We start from the raw sequence: 16,888 nt of genomic DNA, 5'->3' as shown, positions 1-16,888 counted from the left end.
AGAAATCTTATTGAGCTCGCGCGATGTATTGACGCACAATCCGGTCCGCTAATGTTTGCCACATTTCGCGTTTGATTGTGCGTTGCAACGTGGCGCTGGCTGTTTCCTTGTCGGCATCATAGTCGAGGATTTTTTCGGTAAAGGCGCTTAACTCGCCGGATACCGACTGTTGATCTCGATTCATAACCTCAAAGGTTACCTGCATTAGCATTTCGTATTCATCAACGTTAGCGTTGCTATCAATTGTGATTGATCGACGGTTCTGTTGGACATTCCGAATCGCTAGGGTATACGGAGCATCGGCGGTGATTAATACACCTTGCTTGCGCAAGCTGGTTTTTAAAGCGCGTTCCAAGTTTGCTGGCGTGTCGCTCGTTAGGATTAAAGAAACGTGGCGTGCCGATTCCGGTAAGGGTTGGTAACCGCTTAGTTGAAAGCCGCAAGCCGTTAGACCTAACAAGGAGGCTAACAGTAAAAACAGACAAGTAACGCGCTTCATGTGTATCACAGCAGTGCTCCGGTTAGTCAGTTATTAACCGACAACAATGTTGACCAACTTTCCAGGTACAACAATCTTTTTACGCAAGGTTTTATCGGCCATAAACTTTTGCACGTTCTCATCAGCTAACGCGGTATGCAAAATAATATCTTGGTCTGCATCAGCCGCTACTTGAATTTTAGATCGTACTTTACCGTTTACTTGGACAACCATTTCTATACTAGAGCGCACTAATGCTGACTCATCACAAACTGGCCAAGGAGCAACGAGTAGGTCTTCGCTGTGACCTAGCTCTTTCCAGAGTTGGTGAGTGATATGCGGCACGATAGGAGAGAGCAACTGGATTGTAGACTCGATTGCTTCTCTCATGACTGCTAGACCCTGCGCGCTAGTGTCGGAGAATTTAGATAGGCTGTTCAATAGCTCCATTACGGCCGCAATTGCCGTGTTAAACGTTTGGCGGCGCTCAATATCGTCGGTCACTTTACTGATCGTTTCGTGAACCTTGCGACGTAAATCTTTTTGCGCGTCACTTAGCTGGTCGGTATCTAATGCCGCAATATCACCGCTGACGTTTAGGTGATCGTGTACTAGCTTCCAAAGACGACGCAGGAAGCGGTTAGCCCCTTCTACGCCGGAATCAGACCATTCTAGAGATTGCTCTGGTGGCGCAGCAAACATCATGAACAAGCGAACAGTATCGGCACCGTATTTATCAATCATGACTTGGGGGTCGATACCATTGTTCTTGGACTTAGACATTTTAGTCACACCTGCCTGCTCGACAGGTAAGCCGTCATCTTTATGTACGGCTTTGATAATTCGGCCTTTGTCATCGGTTTCAGTGACAACGTCGGTAGGTGCAATCCAATCCTTGCCACCTTTTTCATCTTCGCGGTAATAGGTGTTGGCTAATACCATGCCTTGGCATAGTAAGCCTTTGAATGGTTCATCAGAGTCTACTAAGCCCTCATCGCGCATTAGCTTATGGAAGAAGCGCGAATACAATAAGTGAAGGATAGCGTGCTCGATACCGCCAATATATTGATCAACAGGTAGCCAGTAGTTCGCTTTTGCAGGGTCAAGCATCGCATCGGGAGTATGACGGCTTGCATAGCGCGCGTAGTACCAGCTTGATTCCATGAAGGTGTCGAATGTATCTGTTTCACGTTCTGCAGCACCACCACAGCTTGGGCATGTGGTGTTAATAAAGCTGTCCATCTTCTTGATTGGTGAGCCGCTGCCATCGAACTCTACATTTTCGGGTAAGCGCACAGGCAGCTGATCTTCAGGAACAGGCACAGCACCGCAGCTTGGGCAATTGATCACAGGGATAGGAGTACCCCAATAACGCTGACGCGATACTCCCCAATCACGTAGGCGGTAGTTGATGGTAACTTTGCCTTTTTTCTGGCGCTCCAGCTCGGTAGAAATAGCTTTAAATGCCACGTCAAAGTCGAGGTCGTTAAAGTCGCCAGAATTGATCAAAATACCTTTGTCGGTAAAGGCTTCTTTCTCCAGATCGACTGTGATGTTTTTGTCAGTAGGCTGGATAACTTGTTTAATGTTTAAGCCATATTTTTTGGCGAACTCAAAATCGCGTTGATCGTGAGCCGGCACCGACATGACAGCACCTGAGCCGTAATCCATTAAGACGAAGTTCGCTGTCCATACAGGGATCATTTCTCCTGTCAGTGGGTGTTTAACCTCGATACCCAGTGCCATACCCCGTTTTTCCATCGTTGCCATGTCAGCTTCTGCAACTTTGACGTTTTTGCACTCGTCAATGAATGTGGCGAGTTCTGGGTTGGTCTCAGCGGCTTTAAGTGCCAGAGGGTGCTGAGCGGCGACGGCCACGTAAGTGACCCCCATTAGAGTGTCAGGGCGTGTTGTAAAGACTTCGAGATCTTCGCCACCGGCGACTTGGAATTTTAGTTCGACACCTTGCGAACGGCCAATCCAGTTGCGTTGCTGGGTGCGAACTTGCTCAGGCCATTCATCCAGTTGATCAAGGTCGTCTAGTAATTGGTCAGCGTAATCAGTAATTTTTAGGAACCACTGTGGGATCTTTTTACGCTCAACGAGAGCGCCCGAGCGCCAGCCGCGACCATCGATAACTTGCTCATTGGCGAGTACGGTTTGGTCGACTGGGTCCCAGTTAACTTCGGATTCTTTTTTGTAAACCAAGCCCTTTTTCATTAGGCGGGTAAAGAACCATTGCTCCCAACGGTAATATTCTGGATGGCAAGTGGCAAGCTCGCGGTTCCAGTCATAACCAAAGCCCATTTGCTGTAGCTGGTTACGCATGTAATCAATATTTTCGTACGTCCATTTTGCCGGAGGTACGTTGTTTTTCATGGCAGCATTTTCTGCAGGCAGGCCAAAAGCATCCCAACCCATTGGCTGTAATACGTTTTTGCCTTGTGTGCGCTGGTATCGAGAGATTACATCGCCGATAGTGTAGTTACGAACGTGGCCCATGTGCAGGCGGCCGCTTGGGTAAGGGAACATGGAGAGACAGTAGAATTTTTCTTTACTGGTATCTTCCACACATTTAAAACTGTCGTTCGCTTCCCAGTGTTGCTGTGCCTGGGTTTCTATCTCTTGGGGCTGGTATTGTTCGTTCATCATTATAATCGTTTGAAATCTCTGACAAATAAGCGGCAACATTGATGCCGGTTAATGGTCTACTGGTAAGTTAGGAATATGCTGCATAGGATACAATATAAGCAGAGCTGACTACAGCAGAATGGAATGCTAATTCGTCAGACATAGGGGGAAACATGGATAAGCACGATAAAAAACAGCAAACAACGCCCACTGAACAGGTTCGTTTATACGATCGAGTCTTGGCTCGTTTAGAGGCAACGCTTGATACAGCTGAGCATAAATCATGGGATTACCTCAAAACGAAGATCGATGAAGCCATTGAGCTTGAGCAAACAGCCGAAGAGATGACGCGTGACGAGTTAGATCTACTTAAAGCTTACCTAGTGCGTGACCTGCAACAACTAGGTCATTATGCGCATGAAACGGGTGAAGGTGTTGCTGCGTGGTTGAATTTTGATCTGAACTATCTAGAAGACACATTCGTGGAACGTCTCAAGGGGCTGGCTGATAAGACGCGGTTAGATTATGAGCGCTTACGTGAGCAGCTAGATCATGGCGCTGATCAGTATATGGCAGGGGAAATTACTGCCGGTGGTACATTTGAGTGCCTAGCGTGTGGTAAGAAACAGGAGCTAAAACAAACAGGGCTTTTGGTGCCTTGTACGCAATGTCAAAGTGAGTTATTTAGTCGTGTAACGGGCGATTGGTCGGCATAATACATCAGGTGTTTTCATTCATGCGTCGAGCACAGGGTTGTCCCGTACAAATGACGATAAAGGAGCTTTGTTGTGTCTACTTTCGAGCACATTATTACGGATAGTGAGAATAATCATCATGAGGTGGACTTTCATCTCACGAATGATTCGTTCGGTATTACCTGCACGGCGCCTTTTAGTTTGACGCATCAATTACTATCTGGAGGTAAGCAGCAAGGTAGTGAGCTGCTTACTTTAACGCAAGGTGATATGACCATTCGGTTCGTGCCTACACGTGCCATGGCCATCTTAGACGTCGTGGTAGCTGGTACTCGCTTTGGGTGGGACTCGTCGGTTAAAGAGGTCGTGAATCCGGCATTTATTAACCAAGAAGCATTTGGCGGTTTAGGTTGGTTAGAAGGGTTTAACGAGATGGTCGTTCGCTGCGGCTATCAATGGGCTGGACATCCAGGGGTAGACGGCGAAGAGATGCTGACTTTGCATGGTCGTATACAGAATACGCCGGCTTCGTTTGTGAAACTGACAGTGGATCAGTCACCTCCGCATAACATTACTTTGTCAGCACGGGTTGATGAGAAATGCTTCAAAAGATCAGACTTTGAAGTCTGGATGCATGTGTCTGTCACACCGGGTGAGAATAAATTAGTTATTCGCGATGAGCTGATTAACCGTGGCGACTACGAGCGTGAATACCAAGTTATCTATCATAATAACTTTGGGACCCCGGTTTTAGATGCTGGCGGGCAATTGCATGTGCCTGCTAAGAGTATCTCGCCGTTTAATGAGTATGCCAAACAAGGTCTGGCTAGTTGGGATAGCATTGATCCTCCTCGCAAAGGGTTTGATGAAATGGTGTTTAACGTGTTCCCTATTAGTGATGAACAGGGGAATACCACGGCTGTGTTGCATAACGCTCAAGCCAATAAAGGGGTGGCGGTAGGCTATAACACGAGCCAGTTACCGGTGCTTACTATTTGGAAAAACCTTGATACGCCCAAGCAAGGGTATGTGGTCGGGATTGAGCCCGGTACTAGCTTTGCTTATAACCGTCGATATCAGCGGGCGCTGGGGTTAGTCCCGACAATTGGTGCTAATGAAAGCCGCGAGTTTGATGTGAGCTTCACATTCTTGATGAATGAGCAGCAAGTTGCCTCTCAAGTCGCCGATGTGATCTGTTTGCAACATACAACGCTGCTGAGCTTAGACGATGAGCCGCTGGTAACATTGCCAAGCTAATTTTTATTCACTAAGTTCGTGCAGATAACTGCGCGAATAAAATGACAAGGATGTTTTATGGATCGTTCCGCGTTAACGCTTGAATGGCAGGTCTTGCAAAATCAGTTTGATAGCTACGAAAAGTGCTCGTTATTTATAAAGTTGTTTAATGTGGGGATATTAACCCTCGCACTTGCGAACGAAGCATTAGGCGTTAGTGTTGTCGCCATTATTTTTGTTATTTGGTTGCAAGATGCTATTTGGAAAACTTATCAATCACGCATTGATGGACGGTTACAGCTTGTTGAACAGGGGCTGGCGATGGATGGTGAAGCGTTTTCTACGAACGAATCAGAGCCTACTACTGTTATCGCGTGCCAATATAATCGTGCGTTTGCTGAGCAGCGGCCATCGTTAATAGGATTAATAAGAGAATACGGCTGCCAAGCATGTCGGCCTACGGTTGCCTTCCCGCACGCTGTGCTTGTGGTGCTAGCGGTATTTTGCTTGTAGTGAGTGAGGTATTACTCTCTGAAGGTGCGAATATAAAGCGCTTCAACTTTGGTGCGCGCCCATTCTGTTTTTCGTAAAAAGCTGAGGCTCGACTTGATAGAAGGGTTGCTCTCAAAGCATCGAATGGGGATTAATCTGGCCAACTCATTCCAGCCGTATCGCGCCTCTAGCTCCGTTACTACCTGCTTTAACGTTATGCCGTGCAGCGGGTTGTTGGGTTGTTCGCTCATTATTGTGAGGGTTCCGCTTGGTTGTTTTCTGTTAGTTCTGCATCTAACTTGGCGCGCTCCGCTTTAGAAATATAGCGCGGTTTGTTGCTGGGGTTTAATTTTGCATTCGCTTTTTTTGCTTTGCTTTTTAGAATCTGATTTATCTTTTTCTTGCGATTCATCGGTAAGACCAATAAGTAGTGATAATGATGGTGGCTAGGATACGCTAATCACAATATTCATCACGTTTTTGTTTGATACTGTCGCGAATCTCTTCGGCACTCTGCCCTGAAAACTTCATGGTATTACCTGTGAGGGGGTGGATCGCTTTGAGCGTGTCTTTGTCGCGAATGTCTGCGTATTGCTCTTTGTAGTGCTCGCATTGTTCTTCACGGTATTCTTCTTCCGATGCATCACGCTTTCTTGCGGAATCAGCTCGGCTCAACAGCCTGTCTTTTTTGCGCTCTTCTCGTTCACGCTCGTAGGACGCCTGATCTAATAACCGTTGTTGGCGATAGGCGTTTTGTCGGTCAGGGGGCGCTACTTTTAGCTCCATTTTTTCTACGTTAGGTGTGGTTTTGTTGCTTTCGGATACCTTAGGAGGAACGCTTGAAAAATGAAGTTTGCCGTTGGCGTCTTTCCACTTGTACACCTCCGCAAATGCTGGCGGGACGGACAGAATAGCCGCCAAGCAGAGAAGGGGCTTGGTCAAACAAAAAATATAGCTTGTCGAAGCAGGTTGGGTATGATTTGGCATATTGGCTTACTATCGTTTTTATATGTCATTTTTGATAGCTAAAACTATCGCTGATCTAGAGCTACTGTATGTAAGAATGCTATTGCTCTTATATCAAAACTAGTAAAAAGCAGCCTGAATAACAAATATCAGGCTGCTTTAAAGGGTAAAAATTAATCGATTAAGCCGTATTGGTCACGCAGGATGGTGATAATCTCCTGTTTAGGGTTATCAGATAACGATAGCGGGGCACCGATCACTTTTTCGGCAATGCCGACATAGGTGCGGCTAATATCCATCATAACCTCTTCAGGTAATGCATTGTCACGCGCTAAGGCTTCACGCTCAGGCATACGCTCTTTGTTAAGCAAGATATCAGGGTCAGGAAAGTTAGTCAGTAACCACTGGCGGAAGCCTTCTTTAGAGTTCTCGACAATTTTCCCTTCGCGGTAGGCTGCACCATCCCAAATACGTGATGAGTCTGGTGTACCTACTTCATCCATATAGATCAGCTTTTCGTTGCCGGCCGCATCAGTAACGTAACCAAACTCAAATTTAGTATCGACAAAGATCTGATCCAGCTTAGCTAGCTCGTCGCTGATCACGTTAAAGCCTTCTTTTAACAGCTTTTCGTATTGTGCAATATCGTCTTTGCTGCGCAGGTTAAAGGCTTCGAAATTATCCTCTAAATTTTGACGGGTAATGTTCACATCATCAGCTTCTGGCACATCAGGAATACCGCGCAAAATCCCTTTAGTAGAAGGGGTAATCAGCAATTCAGGAAGTTTTTGGTCTTTCTGTAAACCTTCAGGCAGAGTAATTCCGCAAAACTCCCGTTCGCCTTTGCTGTAAGCACGCCACATAGAACCGGTAATATATTGGCGGCAAATTGCCTCAACCATAACGGGTTTAGCTTTTTGCACGATCCATACGAATGGGTGCGGAATGTCGAGGATATGGCTATCGGCTAGACCGTTTTCGCGGAACAGTTTAAACCACTGATTTGAGATAGTGTTAAGTGCTGCGCCTTTACCAGGCACTCCGTTCAAGCCGCCCTCGCCATGCCAAATGCAATCGAATGCGGAGATACGGTCACTGATGACCATGATAGCTAATGGCGCATCAGGTGCCACATTGTAGCCCTTTTCTTTGATAAGGCGCTGGCTGTCGGCCTCTGTTAGCCAATAAACAGAGCGTACTTTACCGCTGTGCACCGGCTTGTCGGTACGGATAGGTAGATCGTTGTTAACAGCCAGTACTTTATCGGCAAGACTCATATGCGCAGTGTCCTTTGTTAAACTCAAGAGCAGGTTAAAGATCAGTGGATAGTTAAAGACAGGATTTTAGCAGAATAGAGAAACGTAGACACACTCTAACCAGCATTCGCTTTCTACTTAAAATACACAATCGCACTAGCATACTAGTACATAAATACATTACACTGCTCGCTATGGATAAAACGAATACTGAAAACGAACATATTGCCGCCTTAGTGCAGCACTTGCTGGCGATTGACTCAGAAGCGTCGATGGAAAGTGCCTTGCGCAGCTTGTTGACGCCGTCTGAGTTTACGGAAGTGACTAAGCGTCTGCAGATATTTCGCATGCTAGAGCAGGGCATACCGCAGCGCCAGATAGCAGAAACGTTAGGCGTGGGTATTGCTACAGTGACGCGTGGATCACGTGCGCTTAAAGGTGAATAACCCATAGATATGGCGATCTGTGTTCGTCGGATAACCAATTATAGAGATCATCATGGCCAAAAAACCTGAACCGATAAAACTGCCCCGCAAGCCGCATTATGTCGCGGTGGCAGCCGATTGCGATTTTTTCGCACTCTTTAAAAAGATCGAAAAGCAGTTTGATACCTGTTTTATGTTGGAGTCTTTGGGCGAAGAGAGCTTTATCTCGCGTTACTCCATCATCGGGTTTGACCCAGAACAGATTTTATATGCGAACGGTAAAACGCTCACCATTCAAGAACGTGATGGCAGCAGCGAGACCTTCGAAAGCGATAATCCATACTACTTATTGCGCGATATCATTCCGCAAAATGTGATCTCGCGTAAGTATGCGGGTGGCTTAACCGGTTACCTAGGCTATGACAGCATGAATTACTTTGAGCCTAGCCTGAGCCTGCAAACCAGCGAGCATTTTGATGCGTTCAAATTCGGACTGTTTAAAGACGGTCTTATCCTAGACAAAATGACCGGTGAGATTTTTTACTTCTATTACACCGATAATCGTATTGAGTTGATTAACGAACTTATCGCACGCCCGTACGAAGGTAATGGCCCGTTAAGCATCACCAATTTGGGCGATACCATGTCCCAAAGCGAGCATGCCGATGCGGTGATGAAGGTGAAACAAGACATCATCGACGGCAAAATATTCCAAACAGAAGTCGGTTTTAAAAAGCGTTTCAAGTTAGAAGGCGACACCATCAATATTTACGAGCAACTGCGCGAAGTAAACCCATCGCCGCAGATGTATTACGTGAAATTTGGCGATCAAAAACTCATTGGCGCAAGCCCAGAGCTACTTTTCCGCCTGCGCCAAGGCGAGATGGAAACCTTCCCGCTGGCCGGCACTGCGATGCGTGGCAAAAACGAAGAAGAAGACCGCGAATTAGCGCGCGTGCTACTCAATGACCCTAAAGAGATTGCCGAGCACAATATGATCGTCGATCTACACCGCAACGACATTGGGCGTGTTGCTCAGTTTGGTACCGTTAAAGTGCGTAGCTTGATGGACATCAAGCGCTTTAGTCACGTACAGCATATCTCCAGTGAGATTGTTGGGATTATCGCCGAAGAACACGACATGTTCTCTGCATTAGCCAGTAACTTCCCCGCCGGTACGTTAACGGGTGCACCTAAAATTGAAGCAATGAAGATCATTGATGATCTTGAAGCGGATGGTCGTGGCCCTTACGGCGGCGCAGTTGGGCACTTCTCGTTTAATGGTGATTGCACATTCGCCATCCCAATTCGTACAGTATTTGCCAATGGTGAACAAGCGTATGTACAAACCTGCGGCGGTAACGTGTACGACTCCAATGCTGAAGATGAGTATGAAGAGATTCGCCGTAAATTTGCCGGTACTAAAAAGGTATTAGATCAGTTTATTAAGGCGGAGGCGTCATCATGAAAGTTTATATAGTGGATAACTACGACTCCTTCACCTACAACCTGTATCAGTTCATTGGTGAAATTCTCACCTCTGAAAAATCGAAAGGGCGTGTGGATGACTTCCAGATCATCGTAAAGCGTAACGATGAAGTTACCTTGGAGCAGATTAAAGCTGAGAATCCAGACCGCATCATCATCTCCCCTGGACCAGGCTCACCGGATGATGAGAAATACTTTGGCGTGTGCGCACAGGTTATAAAAGAACTGGGTAAATCTACGCCGCTGTTAGGTGTGTGTTTGGGGATGCAGGGTATTACTCATGTATTTGGCGGAAAGGTGGTTAAAGCGCCGCTGCCGATGCACGGTAAAGTTAGCCCTATTAGTCACGATGGTGAGGGGATGTTCCATGAAATTCCTGATCAGTTAGAGGTGATGCGTTATCATTCTTTGATTGCGCAATCGGAGAGCTTCCCGCAAGCGCTTAAAGTGACGGCTGTGGTAGGTGATCTACAGTTATCTGATTTTGATAGCCCAGCAAAAGTTCGTCAGGGTGGTGATTTTGAAATCATGGGGGTTCAGCACAGAGAATTTCCTATTTATGGAATTCAATTTCATCCCGAATCCTTCGCAACTGAAGGCGGAAAAGAGCTGATTAAAAACTTTTTGTTTTGTAATGGGTAGTATATGAAGGCGAAGTAACCCCTGCCGGAGTTATCCGCCAAGGGGTTGCTTGTAAAGCGTGGAAGCGGCTTTAACGTAGAATGTTAGACAGCTTCGGGTTCGGATCCAATGATGCGCGATAGATAAGAGCAATGTTGCCGATTTCTTGCACAACTGTTGCTTCAACTACAGAGCAAAGCTCTTGTATGAGCTGCTTCTTGATATCTCGATCACCCACAGCAAATTTGACTTTAATCAGCTCGTGGTCTTCAAGTGCGCGGTCCACTTCAAGTTGAATGTTCTCGGTTAAGCCTTTGCCTGCCACCATAACAATGGGGTTGAGGCTGTGGCCAATTGTGCGAAACTGCTTTTTTTGATCAGATGTCAGGGCCATACTAGAATAGTGTTCTCTTTTGGGTGGCAAAGCCACATTAAAAAAACAATTTTACCTGAGAGTTGCTCTCGGTAAAACAACAGAGATTTATTTGTGTCAAGATCTAAAAGTAGCGGTCGTTGGTTGAAGGAACATTTTGACGATCAGTACGTCAAAAAATCGAAAGAACAAGGTTATCGCTCTCGTGCGAGCTTTAAATTATTAGAACTGCAAGATAAAGATAAATTGTTCCGTAAAGGTATGACTGTTGTTGATCTTGGCGCAGCGCCAGGTGGGTGGTCGCAGGTGGCTGCTGAACTGGTGGGGGATCAAGGAAGGGTTGTTGCTTCTGATATTCTTGAGATGGACCCATTACCGGGTGTTGAGTTTGTTCAGGGTGACTTTACGGAAGAGTCTGTGCTTAATGAAATCTTAGATGTTATGGGAAACGAACTAGCAGACCTTGTAATTTCTGATATGGCCCCCAATATGAGTGGTAATAGCGGTGTCGATCAACCAGCTGGTATATATCTAGTCGAATTAGCGTTAGATATGGCGAAGCAGGTGTTAAAGCCAAACGGTAACTTCGTTGCTAAAGTGTTTCAGGGCGAAGGCTTTGATCAGTATATGGCCGATGTGCGTACACACTTCAAAAAAGTGGTGACACGTAAACCGGATTCATCGCGGGCGCGATCACGAGAAGTGTATATAGTAGGCATAGGGCTTAAGTGATCTATGTGTAACGGTTAGTAAACTGATATAGTTCTACTCTGCTTGTAGAGAATTTTATTGAGGGTTGTCTTTTGAACGATATGGCTAAAAATTTAGTGCTTTGGTTGGTCATCGCTGCAGTACTGCTAACAGTATTTAATAATTTCAGTACTGAGACGGAAACTAGCCGGTTGAACTACTCTGAATTTGTTAAAGAAGTGCAATCTGATCGTGTTTCTAAAGTGGTCATCGACGGGTACAACATTATAGGGACCCGTACTAATGGTGAAACCTTTAAAACGGTTCGCCCAGCGCTGCAAGACCCTAAACTAGTGGATGATTTGCTATCGCATGATGTTGTTGTGGAAGGTAAGCAGCCTGAGCAACAAAGTATTTGGTCACAGTTATTAGTGGCGTCATTCCCTATCCTCATCATTATCGCCATATTTATGTTCTTTATGCGTCAGATGCAAGGCGGTGGCGGTAAGGGCGGCCCAATGTCATTTGGTAAATCTAAAGCCAAAATGATGAGTGAAGACCAAATTAAAACCACATTTGATGATGTGGCAGGTGTTGAAGAAGCAAAAGAAGACGTTAAAGAGCTGGTTGATTATCTGCGAGACCCGGGCAAGTTTCAGCGCTTAGGCGGCCATATTCCGCGCGGTGTTTTAATGTCAGGTAGCCCAGGTACGGGTAAAACTTTGCTGGCAAAAGCCATTGCTGGGGAAGCGAAAGTACCTTTCTTTAGTATCTCTGGTTCCGACTTCGTTGAGATGTTTGTCGGTGTGGGTGCTTCTCGTGTGCGTGATATGTTCGAGCAAGCTAAAAAGCACGCGCCATGTATTATCTTTATCGATGAGATTGACGCCGTTGGTCGCCATCGTGGTGTAGGTATGGGTGGTGGTAATGATGAGCGAGAGCAAACATTAAACCAGTTGTTGGTTGAAATGGATGGTTTTGAGGGTACGGAAGGTGTCATTGTTATTGCAGCAACCAACCGTCCTGACGTTCTAGACCCTGCGTTACTTCGCCCAGGCCGTTTTGACCGCCAAGTTAACGTCGGATTACCTGATATTCGTGGTCGTGAAAAAATCCTTAAAGTACACATGCGCAAAGTGCCAATGGCTGATGATGTAAAGCCCGAGCTTATTGCGCGTGGCACGCCAGGCTTCTCCGGGGCTGATCTAGCTAACCTTGTGAACGAAGCTGCTTTGTTCGCGGCGCGCAGTAATAAGCGTACCGTTGGTATGGAACAGTTTGAGAGCGCTAAAGATAAAATCATGATGGGTGCTGAGCGTAAGTCGATGGTTATGGCTTACAAAGAGCGTCTTAACACAGCATACCATGAGTCAGGTCACGCGATTGTTGGTCGGTTAATGCCTGAGCATGACCCAGTATACAAAGTGTCGATTATTCCGCGTGGTCGTGCGTTAGGTGTGACGATGTTCCTGCCTGCTGAAGATCGTTATAGTCACAGCCGTCAGACAATTATCTCAAATATTTGCTCGCTATACGGTGGCCGTATAGCGGAAGAGATGACCTTGGGTAAAGAAGGGGTCACCACTGGCGCGTCAAATGATATTCAACGTGCGACGTCGTTGGCTCGTAATATGGTAACCAAGTGGGGTTTATCGGAAGCGTTAGGTCCGTTGTTGTATGATGATGAAGATGGCGATCCATTTGGTCATGGTTACGGCCAAGGAGCTAAGCCATTAGCTGAAGAAACGCAGCGTAGTATTGATGCTGAAGTTCGCTCTATTATCAACAGTTGCTACGAGCAAGCGCACAAACTGCTGGTAGATAACCGCGATATTTTAGAAGCGATGACTCAAGCATTGATTAAATACGAAACGATTAATAGTGATCAAATAGATGAGTTAATGGCGCGTAAACCCGTTACTCCGCCAGAAGGTTGGGTTGATGATGGAGATGAGCCGACATCGACTCCTTCTTCGGGGGAGGCTGTTGCTGAATCTGATGCGCCAGTCGCTAACGATCAGTCAAAACCCGAGGATGATGGGGTGATTGGCGAAGACGGAAAACCCGCTTAACTATTGCGCTTAGTCGTTGATTTAATAGACCGGATGCTGGTGCAGTATTCGGTCTTTTTGTATGTGGTCTAGTATGAAACAGTTGATATGTGGTTCCCAAACCTTGGATATGTCCCGTGTTCATGTCATGGGTATTTTAAATGTGACGCCGGACTCTTTTTCGGATGGTGGGCGTTATTTCTCCCATCGGGACGGTTTAGATAAGGCGTTAGCACGAGCACGAGTTATGCTAGATGAGGGCGCTACTTTAATCGATGTTGGTGGTGAGTCTACGCGCCCCGGAGCAACACCAGTCTCTGAGCAAGAGGAAATGGATCGAGTTTTGCCTGTAGTGGAGCGAATCGCGCAAGAAATGGACGTTGTTATTTCAGTTGATACGAGCACTCCCGCTTTAATGGCAGCGGCCGGTGATTTGGGTGCGGGTATGATTAATGATGTTCGCGCATTATTGCGTCCTGGGGCGGTTGATGCTGTCGCTAAATCATCAATGGCGGTGTGTTTAATGCATATGCAGGGGGCTCCTTTATCGATGCAAGAAGCGCCTAAGTATGATTCGGTCGTAGATGAAGTGTTGGTGTTTTTGCGTGAACGTGTTGCTTTATGTAAGGCCGCTGGTGTCGAAGCGAAGAGGATTTGTTTAGATCCTGGATTTGGATTTGGAAAAACGCTCGATCATAATCTCTGGTTAATGAACAGTCTGGAGAATGTGCAGTTGGATGATTTGCCTTTGCTGGTGGGGACGTCCCGAAAAAGTATGATTGATGGGGTGCTCGACAAGCCTGTCGATCAACGCTTGTCGGGAGGGTTAGCTACCGTTGCATGTGCGGTAATGAAAGGTGCAAAGATAGTCAGGGTTCACGATGTAAGCGAAACAGTGGATGTGGTTAAAATGACCGAAGCGATTTTGAACGCAAAGCGTGTTTAACAAGAGAGTATGGATGTGAGTAAGCAATATTTTGGAACGGATGGTATTCGTGGTCAGGTAGGGAAGTTTCCAATCACCCCTGATTTTATGCTCAAACTGGGCTGGGCTGCGGGTAAAGTCTTTGCTCGTGATGGGCGCTGCAAAATTCTTATTGGTAAGGATACGCGTATATCGGGCTACATGTTTGAGTCCGCTCTAGAGGCGGGTCTATCGGCGGCAGGTGTCGATGTTTTACTTACAGGGCCAATGCCTACTCCAGCTATTGCTTATCTTACGCGAACGTTTCAAGCGAATGCGGGTATTGTTATATCGGCTTCTCATAATGCCTATGGGGATAACGGGATTAAGTTTTTCTCGGCGCAAGGCGCAAAATTGCCCGATGAGATCGAACATGCCATTGAGGCGCAAATGGACCTTGTGATGACGACGGTAGATTCTGCGCGCCTAGGCAAAGCTAAGCGGGTACCTGATGCGCCGGGCCGTTATATCGAATTTTGTAAATCTTCTGTGCCAACAGGGTTTAACTTGCAAGGCATGAAGATCGTATTAGATTGCGCTAACGGGGCGACCTATCATGTCAGCCCGGAAGTTTTATCGGAGCTGGGCGCAGACGTTGTTGAGGTAGCGTCTTCGCCAGACGGAGTCAATATCAATGAGGCGTGTGGGGCTACCGCGCCTCAGCGTTTGCAAAAAGTTGTAGTGGGCGAGAAAGCCGATCTTGGTATAGCGTTGGACGGGGATGGCGACCGGCTCATTCTGGTGGATCACCAAGGTGAGGTCGTTGATGGAGATGAGGCGTTATTCATTATTGCTAAGCAAATGAAAGACCGCGGTGAGCTAGAAGGTGGTGTAGTCGGGACGCTGATGAGCAATTTTGGGTTAGAGCAGGCATTTTCGGCAATGGGTGTGCCTTTTGTGCGAGCTAACGTTGGTGATCGGTATGTTATGGAAGAGCTTAAAAACCGGGGCTGGTCTGTCGGTGGTGAAAGCTCGGGACATATTGTATGTAAACATTTGACATCAACAGGTGATGGCACGATTTCCGCACTGCAGGTTTTGCGAGCGATAAAAGATACGGGTTTGACATTGCACGAGTTAAAAAAGGCAATGGAAAAAATGCCGCAGACTATGATTAACGTAAGAATGCATAAGCGTGTTGATATTCGTTCGGTGGAGGAAATTCAGTCAGCAGTGCAGCGTACAGAAGCCGCACTGGGTGGAAATGGTCGGGTTTTACTGCGACCTTCTGGCACGGAACCTCTTGTTCGGGTGATGCTGGAAGGTAAAGATAAATCCTTGGTTGAAAAATTGTGTGCTGAATTAGCTAAAGATGTAGAAAATGCTTTGTATGCTCTTGTAAGCCAAGAGTAACTTCGTTAATATTTGCGCCTCTTGAATGGAGGGTCACTATGCGGAAGTTAATTGTCGCAGGTAACTGGAAGATGAATGGGACAAAGCAGCTTGCTGCAGATATGGTCCATGCACTAAAAGAAACCAGCTTGCCTACTGATGTGTCCGTCGTGGTTTTTCCTCCCTCTATCTTGGTTGGTTCGTTTGTGGATTGTTCTGGTTGCAAAACTGGGATTCAAAATATTAACAGCGAGCCTTCGGGTGCTTACACTGGCGAACTCTCTGCTTCAATGGTTAAAGAAGCAGGTTGTAGTTATGTATTGGTAGGGCACTCAGAGCGCCGGTCTTTATTTGGCGAGCAAGATGATCTTGTGGCGGCAAAAGTTAAAGCGGCTGTAGATAATGGCTTGATGCCGATGCTGTGCATTGGTGAGACACTTGAGCAGCGTGAAGCGGGTGATTACCTTGCGGTCATTAAAAGCCAAGTGGTATTGGGTCTGAGTCGTTTATCGATTGCTGAGCTGGAAAAGGTAACCCTTGCATATGAACCTGTATGGGCTATTGGTACAGGCCGGACAGCAACGCCAGAACAAGCGCAAAATGTTCATGCGAGTGTGCGTGAAGTTTTAGCTGAAGAATATAGTCGTAAAGTAGCGGATGAAATGTCGATACTTTACGGTGGGAGTGTCAATGCGAAGAGTGCAGGCGCATTGTTTGCCCAGCCGGATATAGATGGTGGCCTTGTTGGTGGAGCATCTTTGAAGGTTAACGAATTTTTGACGATATGCAGCGCAGCTGCAGATAATGTCTAGGCGGTCTAAATAATGGAAACTGTAGTTCTAGCGGTACATGTGATTTTAGCGGCAGGTATCATTGCTCTTGTTATGCTGCAGCAAGGTAAAGGCGCAGAAGCTGGTGCAGCTTTTGGCGCTGGTGCTTCGCAAACTGTTTTTGGTAGTCAGGGCTCTGGAAATGTTTTAGGGCGCTTTACGGCTATTCTTGCTGCTGGCTTGTTTGTGACCAGTTTTGTTTTGGCTTTTTATGCTAAGCAGCAGGCATCAAGTATTTCAGATGCGGGTATTCCTAGCATCGAAGAGGTTCAGTCTGTAGATGCTGTTCCTGAATTGCCTGTACTTGAGCAACAGCAATCAGCTCCGGTTGATGCTGATGTTCCCTCAGCAGGTGAGTAG

Annotated in this window: 19 protein-coding genes; 12 read left to right on the top strand and 7 right to left on the bottom strand. The window is 46.6% G+C overall.

Annotated elements, in window-relative coordinates:
- Nucleotides 1-7 precede the first annotated feature (7 nt).
- The gene (gene lptE / locus OW491_RS13605) at nt 8-499 is read right to left on the bottom strand and encodes an LPS assembly lipoprotein LptE (RefSeq protein WP_075170970.1); all 492 of its coding nucleotides are present in this window, start codon (nt 497-499) and stop codon (nt 8-10) included.
- Nucleotides 500-532: 33 nt separating this feature from the next.
- Nucleotides 533-3,127 carry a leucine--tRNA ligase gene (leuS, locus tag OW491_RS13600; protein ID WP_290036560.1) on the bottom strand — a complete coding sequence of 865 codons (2,595 nt, stop codon included), beginning with the start codon at nt 3,125-3,127 and terminating at the stop codon, nt 533-535.
- 155 nt (nt 3,128-3,282) lie between these two features.
- Between leuS and OW491_RS13595 the strand changes: the two genes are divergently transcribed.
- The 3 genes from OW491_RS13595 to OW491_RS13585 all read left to right on the top strand — a co-directional run bounded on the left by OW491_RS13595 (nt 3,283) and on the right by OW491_RS13585 (nt 5,553).
- Entirely contained in the window at nt 3,283-3,825 is a 543-nt protein-coding gene (locus OW491_RS13595; protein WP_290036487.1) for a zinc ribbon-containing protein, read from the top strand.
- Between the two features lie 72 nt (nt 3,826-3,897).
- Nucleotides 3,898-5,061, top strand: a complete 1,164-nt coding sequence (locus OW491_RS13590) for an aldose 1-epimerase family protein (protein ID WP_290036486.1) — start codon at nt 3,898-3,900, stop codon at nt 5,059-5,061.
- A 57-nt stretch (nt 5,062-5,118) separates the two neighbouring features.
- Nucleotides 5,119-5,553: a hypothetical protein gene (locus OW491_RS13585; RefSeq protein WP_290036484.1), complete on the top strand. Its 435-nt coding sequence runs from the start codon at nt 5,119-5,121 to the stop codon at nt 5,551-5,553.
- An 11-nt stretch (nt 5,554-5,564) separates the two neighbouring features.
- Here OW491_RS13585 and OW491_RS13580 read toward each other — a convergent pair whose 3' ends face one another.
- The 4 genes from OW491_RS13580 to OW491_RS13565 all read right to left on the bottom strand — a co-directional run bounded on the left by OW491_RS13580 (nt 5,565) and on the right by OW491_RS13565 (nt 7,775).
- A complete protein-coding gene (locus OW491_RS13580) occupies nt 5,565-5,783 on the bottom strand; it encodes a VF530 family protein (RefSeq protein ID WP_075170975.1) in 219 nt (72 codons plus the stop codon).
- Complete coding sequence (locus tag OW491_RS13575) at nt 5,783-5,944, bottom strand: DUF2986 domain-containing protein (protein ID WP_075170976.1); 162 nt, start codon at nt 5,942-5,944, stop codon at nt 5,783-5,785. The genes OW491_RS13580 and OW491_RS13575 overlap by 1 nt, the downstream gene beginning before the upstream one ends.
- 44 nt (nt 5,945-5,988) lie before the next feature.
- Nucleotides 5,989-6,519: a DUF4124 domain-containing protein gene (locus OW491_RS13570; RefSeq protein WP_075170977.1), complete on the bottom strand. Its 531-nt coding sequence runs from the start codon at nt 6,517-6,519 to the stop codon at nt 5,989-5,991.
- 152 nt (nt 6,520-6,671) lie between these two features.
- The gene (locus tag OW491_RS13565) at nt 6,672-7,775 is read right to left on the bottom strand and encodes a phosphoribosylaminoimidazolesuccinocarboxamide synthase (protein WP_178967834.1); all 1,104 of its coding nucleotides are present in this window, start codon (nt 7,773-7,775) and stop codon (nt 6,672-6,674) included.
- Between the two features lie 173 nt (nt 7,776-7,948).
- Between OW491_RS13565 and OW491_RS13560 the strand changes: the two genes are divergently transcribed.
- Genes OW491_RS13560 through OW491_RS13550 form a run of 3 tightly spaced genes read left to right on the top strand, consistent with a single transcriptional unit; the run spans nt 7,949 to nt 10,309 of the window.
- The gene (locus tag OW491_RS13560; RefSeq protein ID WP_075170979.1) at nt 7,949-8,200 is read left to right on the top strand and encodes a Trp family transcriptional regulator; all 252 of its coding nucleotides are present in this window, start codon (nt 7,949-7,951) and stop codon (nt 8,198-8,200) included.
- Between the two features lie 52 nt (nt 8,201-8,252).
- Nucleotides 8,253-9,647, top strand: coding sequence for a chorismate-binding protein (locus tag OW491_RS13555; RefSeq protein ID WP_290036480.1), 1,395 nt, complete (start codon nt 8,253-8,255; stop codon nt 9,645-9,647).
- Nucleotides 9,644-10,309 (top strand): aminodeoxychorismate/anthranilate synthase component II, encoded by a 666-nt coding sequence (locus tag OW491_RS13550; RefSeq protein WP_178967836.1) that lies wholly within the window; start codon nt 9,644-9,646, stop codon nt 10,307-10,309. The genes OW491_RS13555 and OW491_RS13550 overlap by 4 nt, the downstream gene beginning before the upstream one ends.
- Nucleotides 10,310-10,379: 70 nt before the next feature.
- Here the strand turns inward: OW491_RS13550 and OW491_RS13545 are convergent, their stop codons facing one another.
- Nucleotides 10,380-10,682 (bottom strand): YhbY family RNA-binding protein, encoded by a 303-nt coding sequence (locus OW491_RS13545; protein ID WP_075170982.1) that lies wholly within the window; start codon nt 10,680-10,682, stop codon nt 10,380-10,382.
- 93 nt (nt 10,683-10,775) lie between these two features.
- On the opposite strand from OW491_RS13545, the gene rlmE reads away from it, so the two are divergent.
- The 6 genes from rlmE to secG all read left to right on the top strand — a co-directional run bounded on the left by rlmE (nt 10,776) and on the right by secG (nt 16,888).
- Nucleotides 10,776-11,393 (top strand): 23S rRNA (uridine(2552)-2'-O)-methyltransferase RlmE, encoded by a 618-nt coding sequence (gene rlmE / locus OW491_RS13540; RefSeq protein WP_075170983.1) that lies wholly within the window; start codon nt 10,776-10,778, stop codon nt 11,391-11,393.
- An 80-nt stretch (nt 11,394-11,473) separates the two neighbouring features.
- Nucleotides 11,474-13,423: an ATP-dependent zinc metalloprotease FtsH gene (gene ftsH, locus OW491_RS13535; protein ID WP_075173362.1), complete on the top strand. Its 1,950-nt coding sequence runs from the start codon at nt 11,474-11,476 to the stop codon at nt 13,421-13,423.
- 73 nt (nt 13,424-13,496) lie between these two features.
- Nucleotides 13,497-14,348, top strand: coding sequence for a dihydropteroate synthase (gene folP / locus OW491_RS13530; protein ID WP_290036477.1), 852 nt, complete (start codon nt 13,497-13,499; stop codon nt 14,346-14,348).
- 15 nt (nt 14,349-14,363) lie between these two features.
- Nucleotides 14,364-15,719 (top strand): phosphoglucosamine mutase, encoded by a 1,356-nt coding sequence (gene glmM / locus OW491_RS13525; RefSeq protein ID WP_290036476.1) that lies wholly within the window; start codon nt 14,364-14,366, stop codon nt 15,717-15,719.
- A 38-nt stretch (nt 15,720-15,757) separates the two neighbouring features.
- Nucleotides 15,758-16,510 (top strand): triose-phosphate isomerase, encoded by a 753-nt coding sequence (gene tpiA / locus OW491_RS13520; RefSeq protein ID WP_290036475.1) that lies wholly within the window; start codon nt 15,758-15,760, stop codon nt 16,508-16,510.
- 9 nt (nt 16,511-16,519) lie between these two features.
- Entirely contained in the window at nt 16,520-16,888 is a 369-nt protein-coding gene (secG, locus tag OW491_RS13515; RefSeq protein ID WP_075170986.1) for a preprotein translocase subunit SecG, read from the top strand.

The organism is Neptunomonas sp. CHC150 (genome assembly GCF_030397555.1).
GTDB lineage: Bacteria > Pseudomonadota > Gammaproteobacteria > Pseudomonadales > Balneatricaceae > Neptunomonas > Neptunomonas phycophila.
Note: the sequence above shows the minus strand (reverse complement) of the source record. Positions and strands in the feature narration are given on the sequence as shown.

What these genes read in the sequence shown, in the direction of transcription:
- lptE (WP_075170970.1), bottom strand. Translation starts at nt 499, where the DNA reads ATGAAGCGCGTTACTTGTCTGTTTTTACTGTTAGCCTCCTTGTTAGGT.
- leuS (WP_290036560.1), bottom strand. Translation starts at nt 3,127, where the DNA reads ATGAACGAACAATACCAGCCCCAAGAGATAGAAACCCAGGCACAGCAA.
- OW491_RS13595 (WP_290036487.1), top strand. Translation starts at nt 3,283, where the DNA reads ATGGATAAGCACGATAAAAAACAGCAAACAACGCCCACTGAACAGGTT.
- OW491_RS13585 (WP_290036484.1), top strand. Translation starts at nt 5,119, where the DNA reads ATGGATCGTTCCGCGTTAACGCTTGAATGGCAGGTCTTGCAAAATCAG.
- OW491_RS13580 (WP_075170975.1), bottom strand. Translation starts at nt 5,783, where the DNA reads ATGAGCGAACAACCCAACAACCCGCTGCACGGCATAACGTTAAAGCAG.
- OW491_RS13575 (WP_075170976.1), bottom strand. Translation starts at nt 5,944, where the DNA reads ATGAATCGCAAGAAAAAGATAAATCAGATTCTAAAAAGCAAAGCAAAA.
- OW491_RS13570 (WP_075170977.1), bottom strand. Translation starts at nt 6,519, where the DNA reads ATGCCAAATCATACCCAACCTGCTTCGACAAGCTATATTTTTTGTTTG.
- OW491_RS13565 (WP_178967834.1), bottom strand. Translation starts at nt 7,775, where the DNA reads ATGAGTCTTGCCGATAAAGTACTGGCTGTTAACAACGATCTACCTATC.
- OW491_RS13560 (WP_075170979.1), top strand. Translation starts at nt 7,949, where the DNA reads ATGGATAAAACGAATACTGAAAACGAACATATTGCCGCCTTAGTGCAG.
- OW491_RS13555 (WP_290036480.1), top strand. Translation starts at nt 8,253, where the DNA reads ATGGCCAAAAAACCTGAACCGATAAAACTGCCCCGCAAGCCGCATTAT.
- OW491_RS13550 (WP_178967836.1), top strand. Translation starts at nt 9,644, where the DNA reads ATGAAAGTTTATATAGTGGATAACTACGACTCCTTCACCTACAACCTG.
- OW491_RS13545 (WP_075170982.1), bottom strand. Translation starts at nt 10,682, where the DNA reads ATGGCCCTGACATCTGATCAAAAAAAGCAGTTTCGCACAATTGGCCAC.
- ftsH (WP_075173362.1), top strand. Translation starts at nt 11,474, where the DNA reads ATGGCTAAAAATTTAGTGCTTTGGTTGGTCATCGCTGCAGTACTGCTA.
- folP (WP_290036477.1), top strand. Translation starts at nt 13,497, where the DNA reads ATGAAACAGTTGATATGTGGTTCCCAAACCTTGGATATGTCCCGTGTT.
- tpiA (WP_290036475.1), top strand. Translation starts at nt 15,758, where the DNA reads ATGCGGAAGTTAATTGTCGCAGGTAACTGGAAGATGAATGGGACAAAG.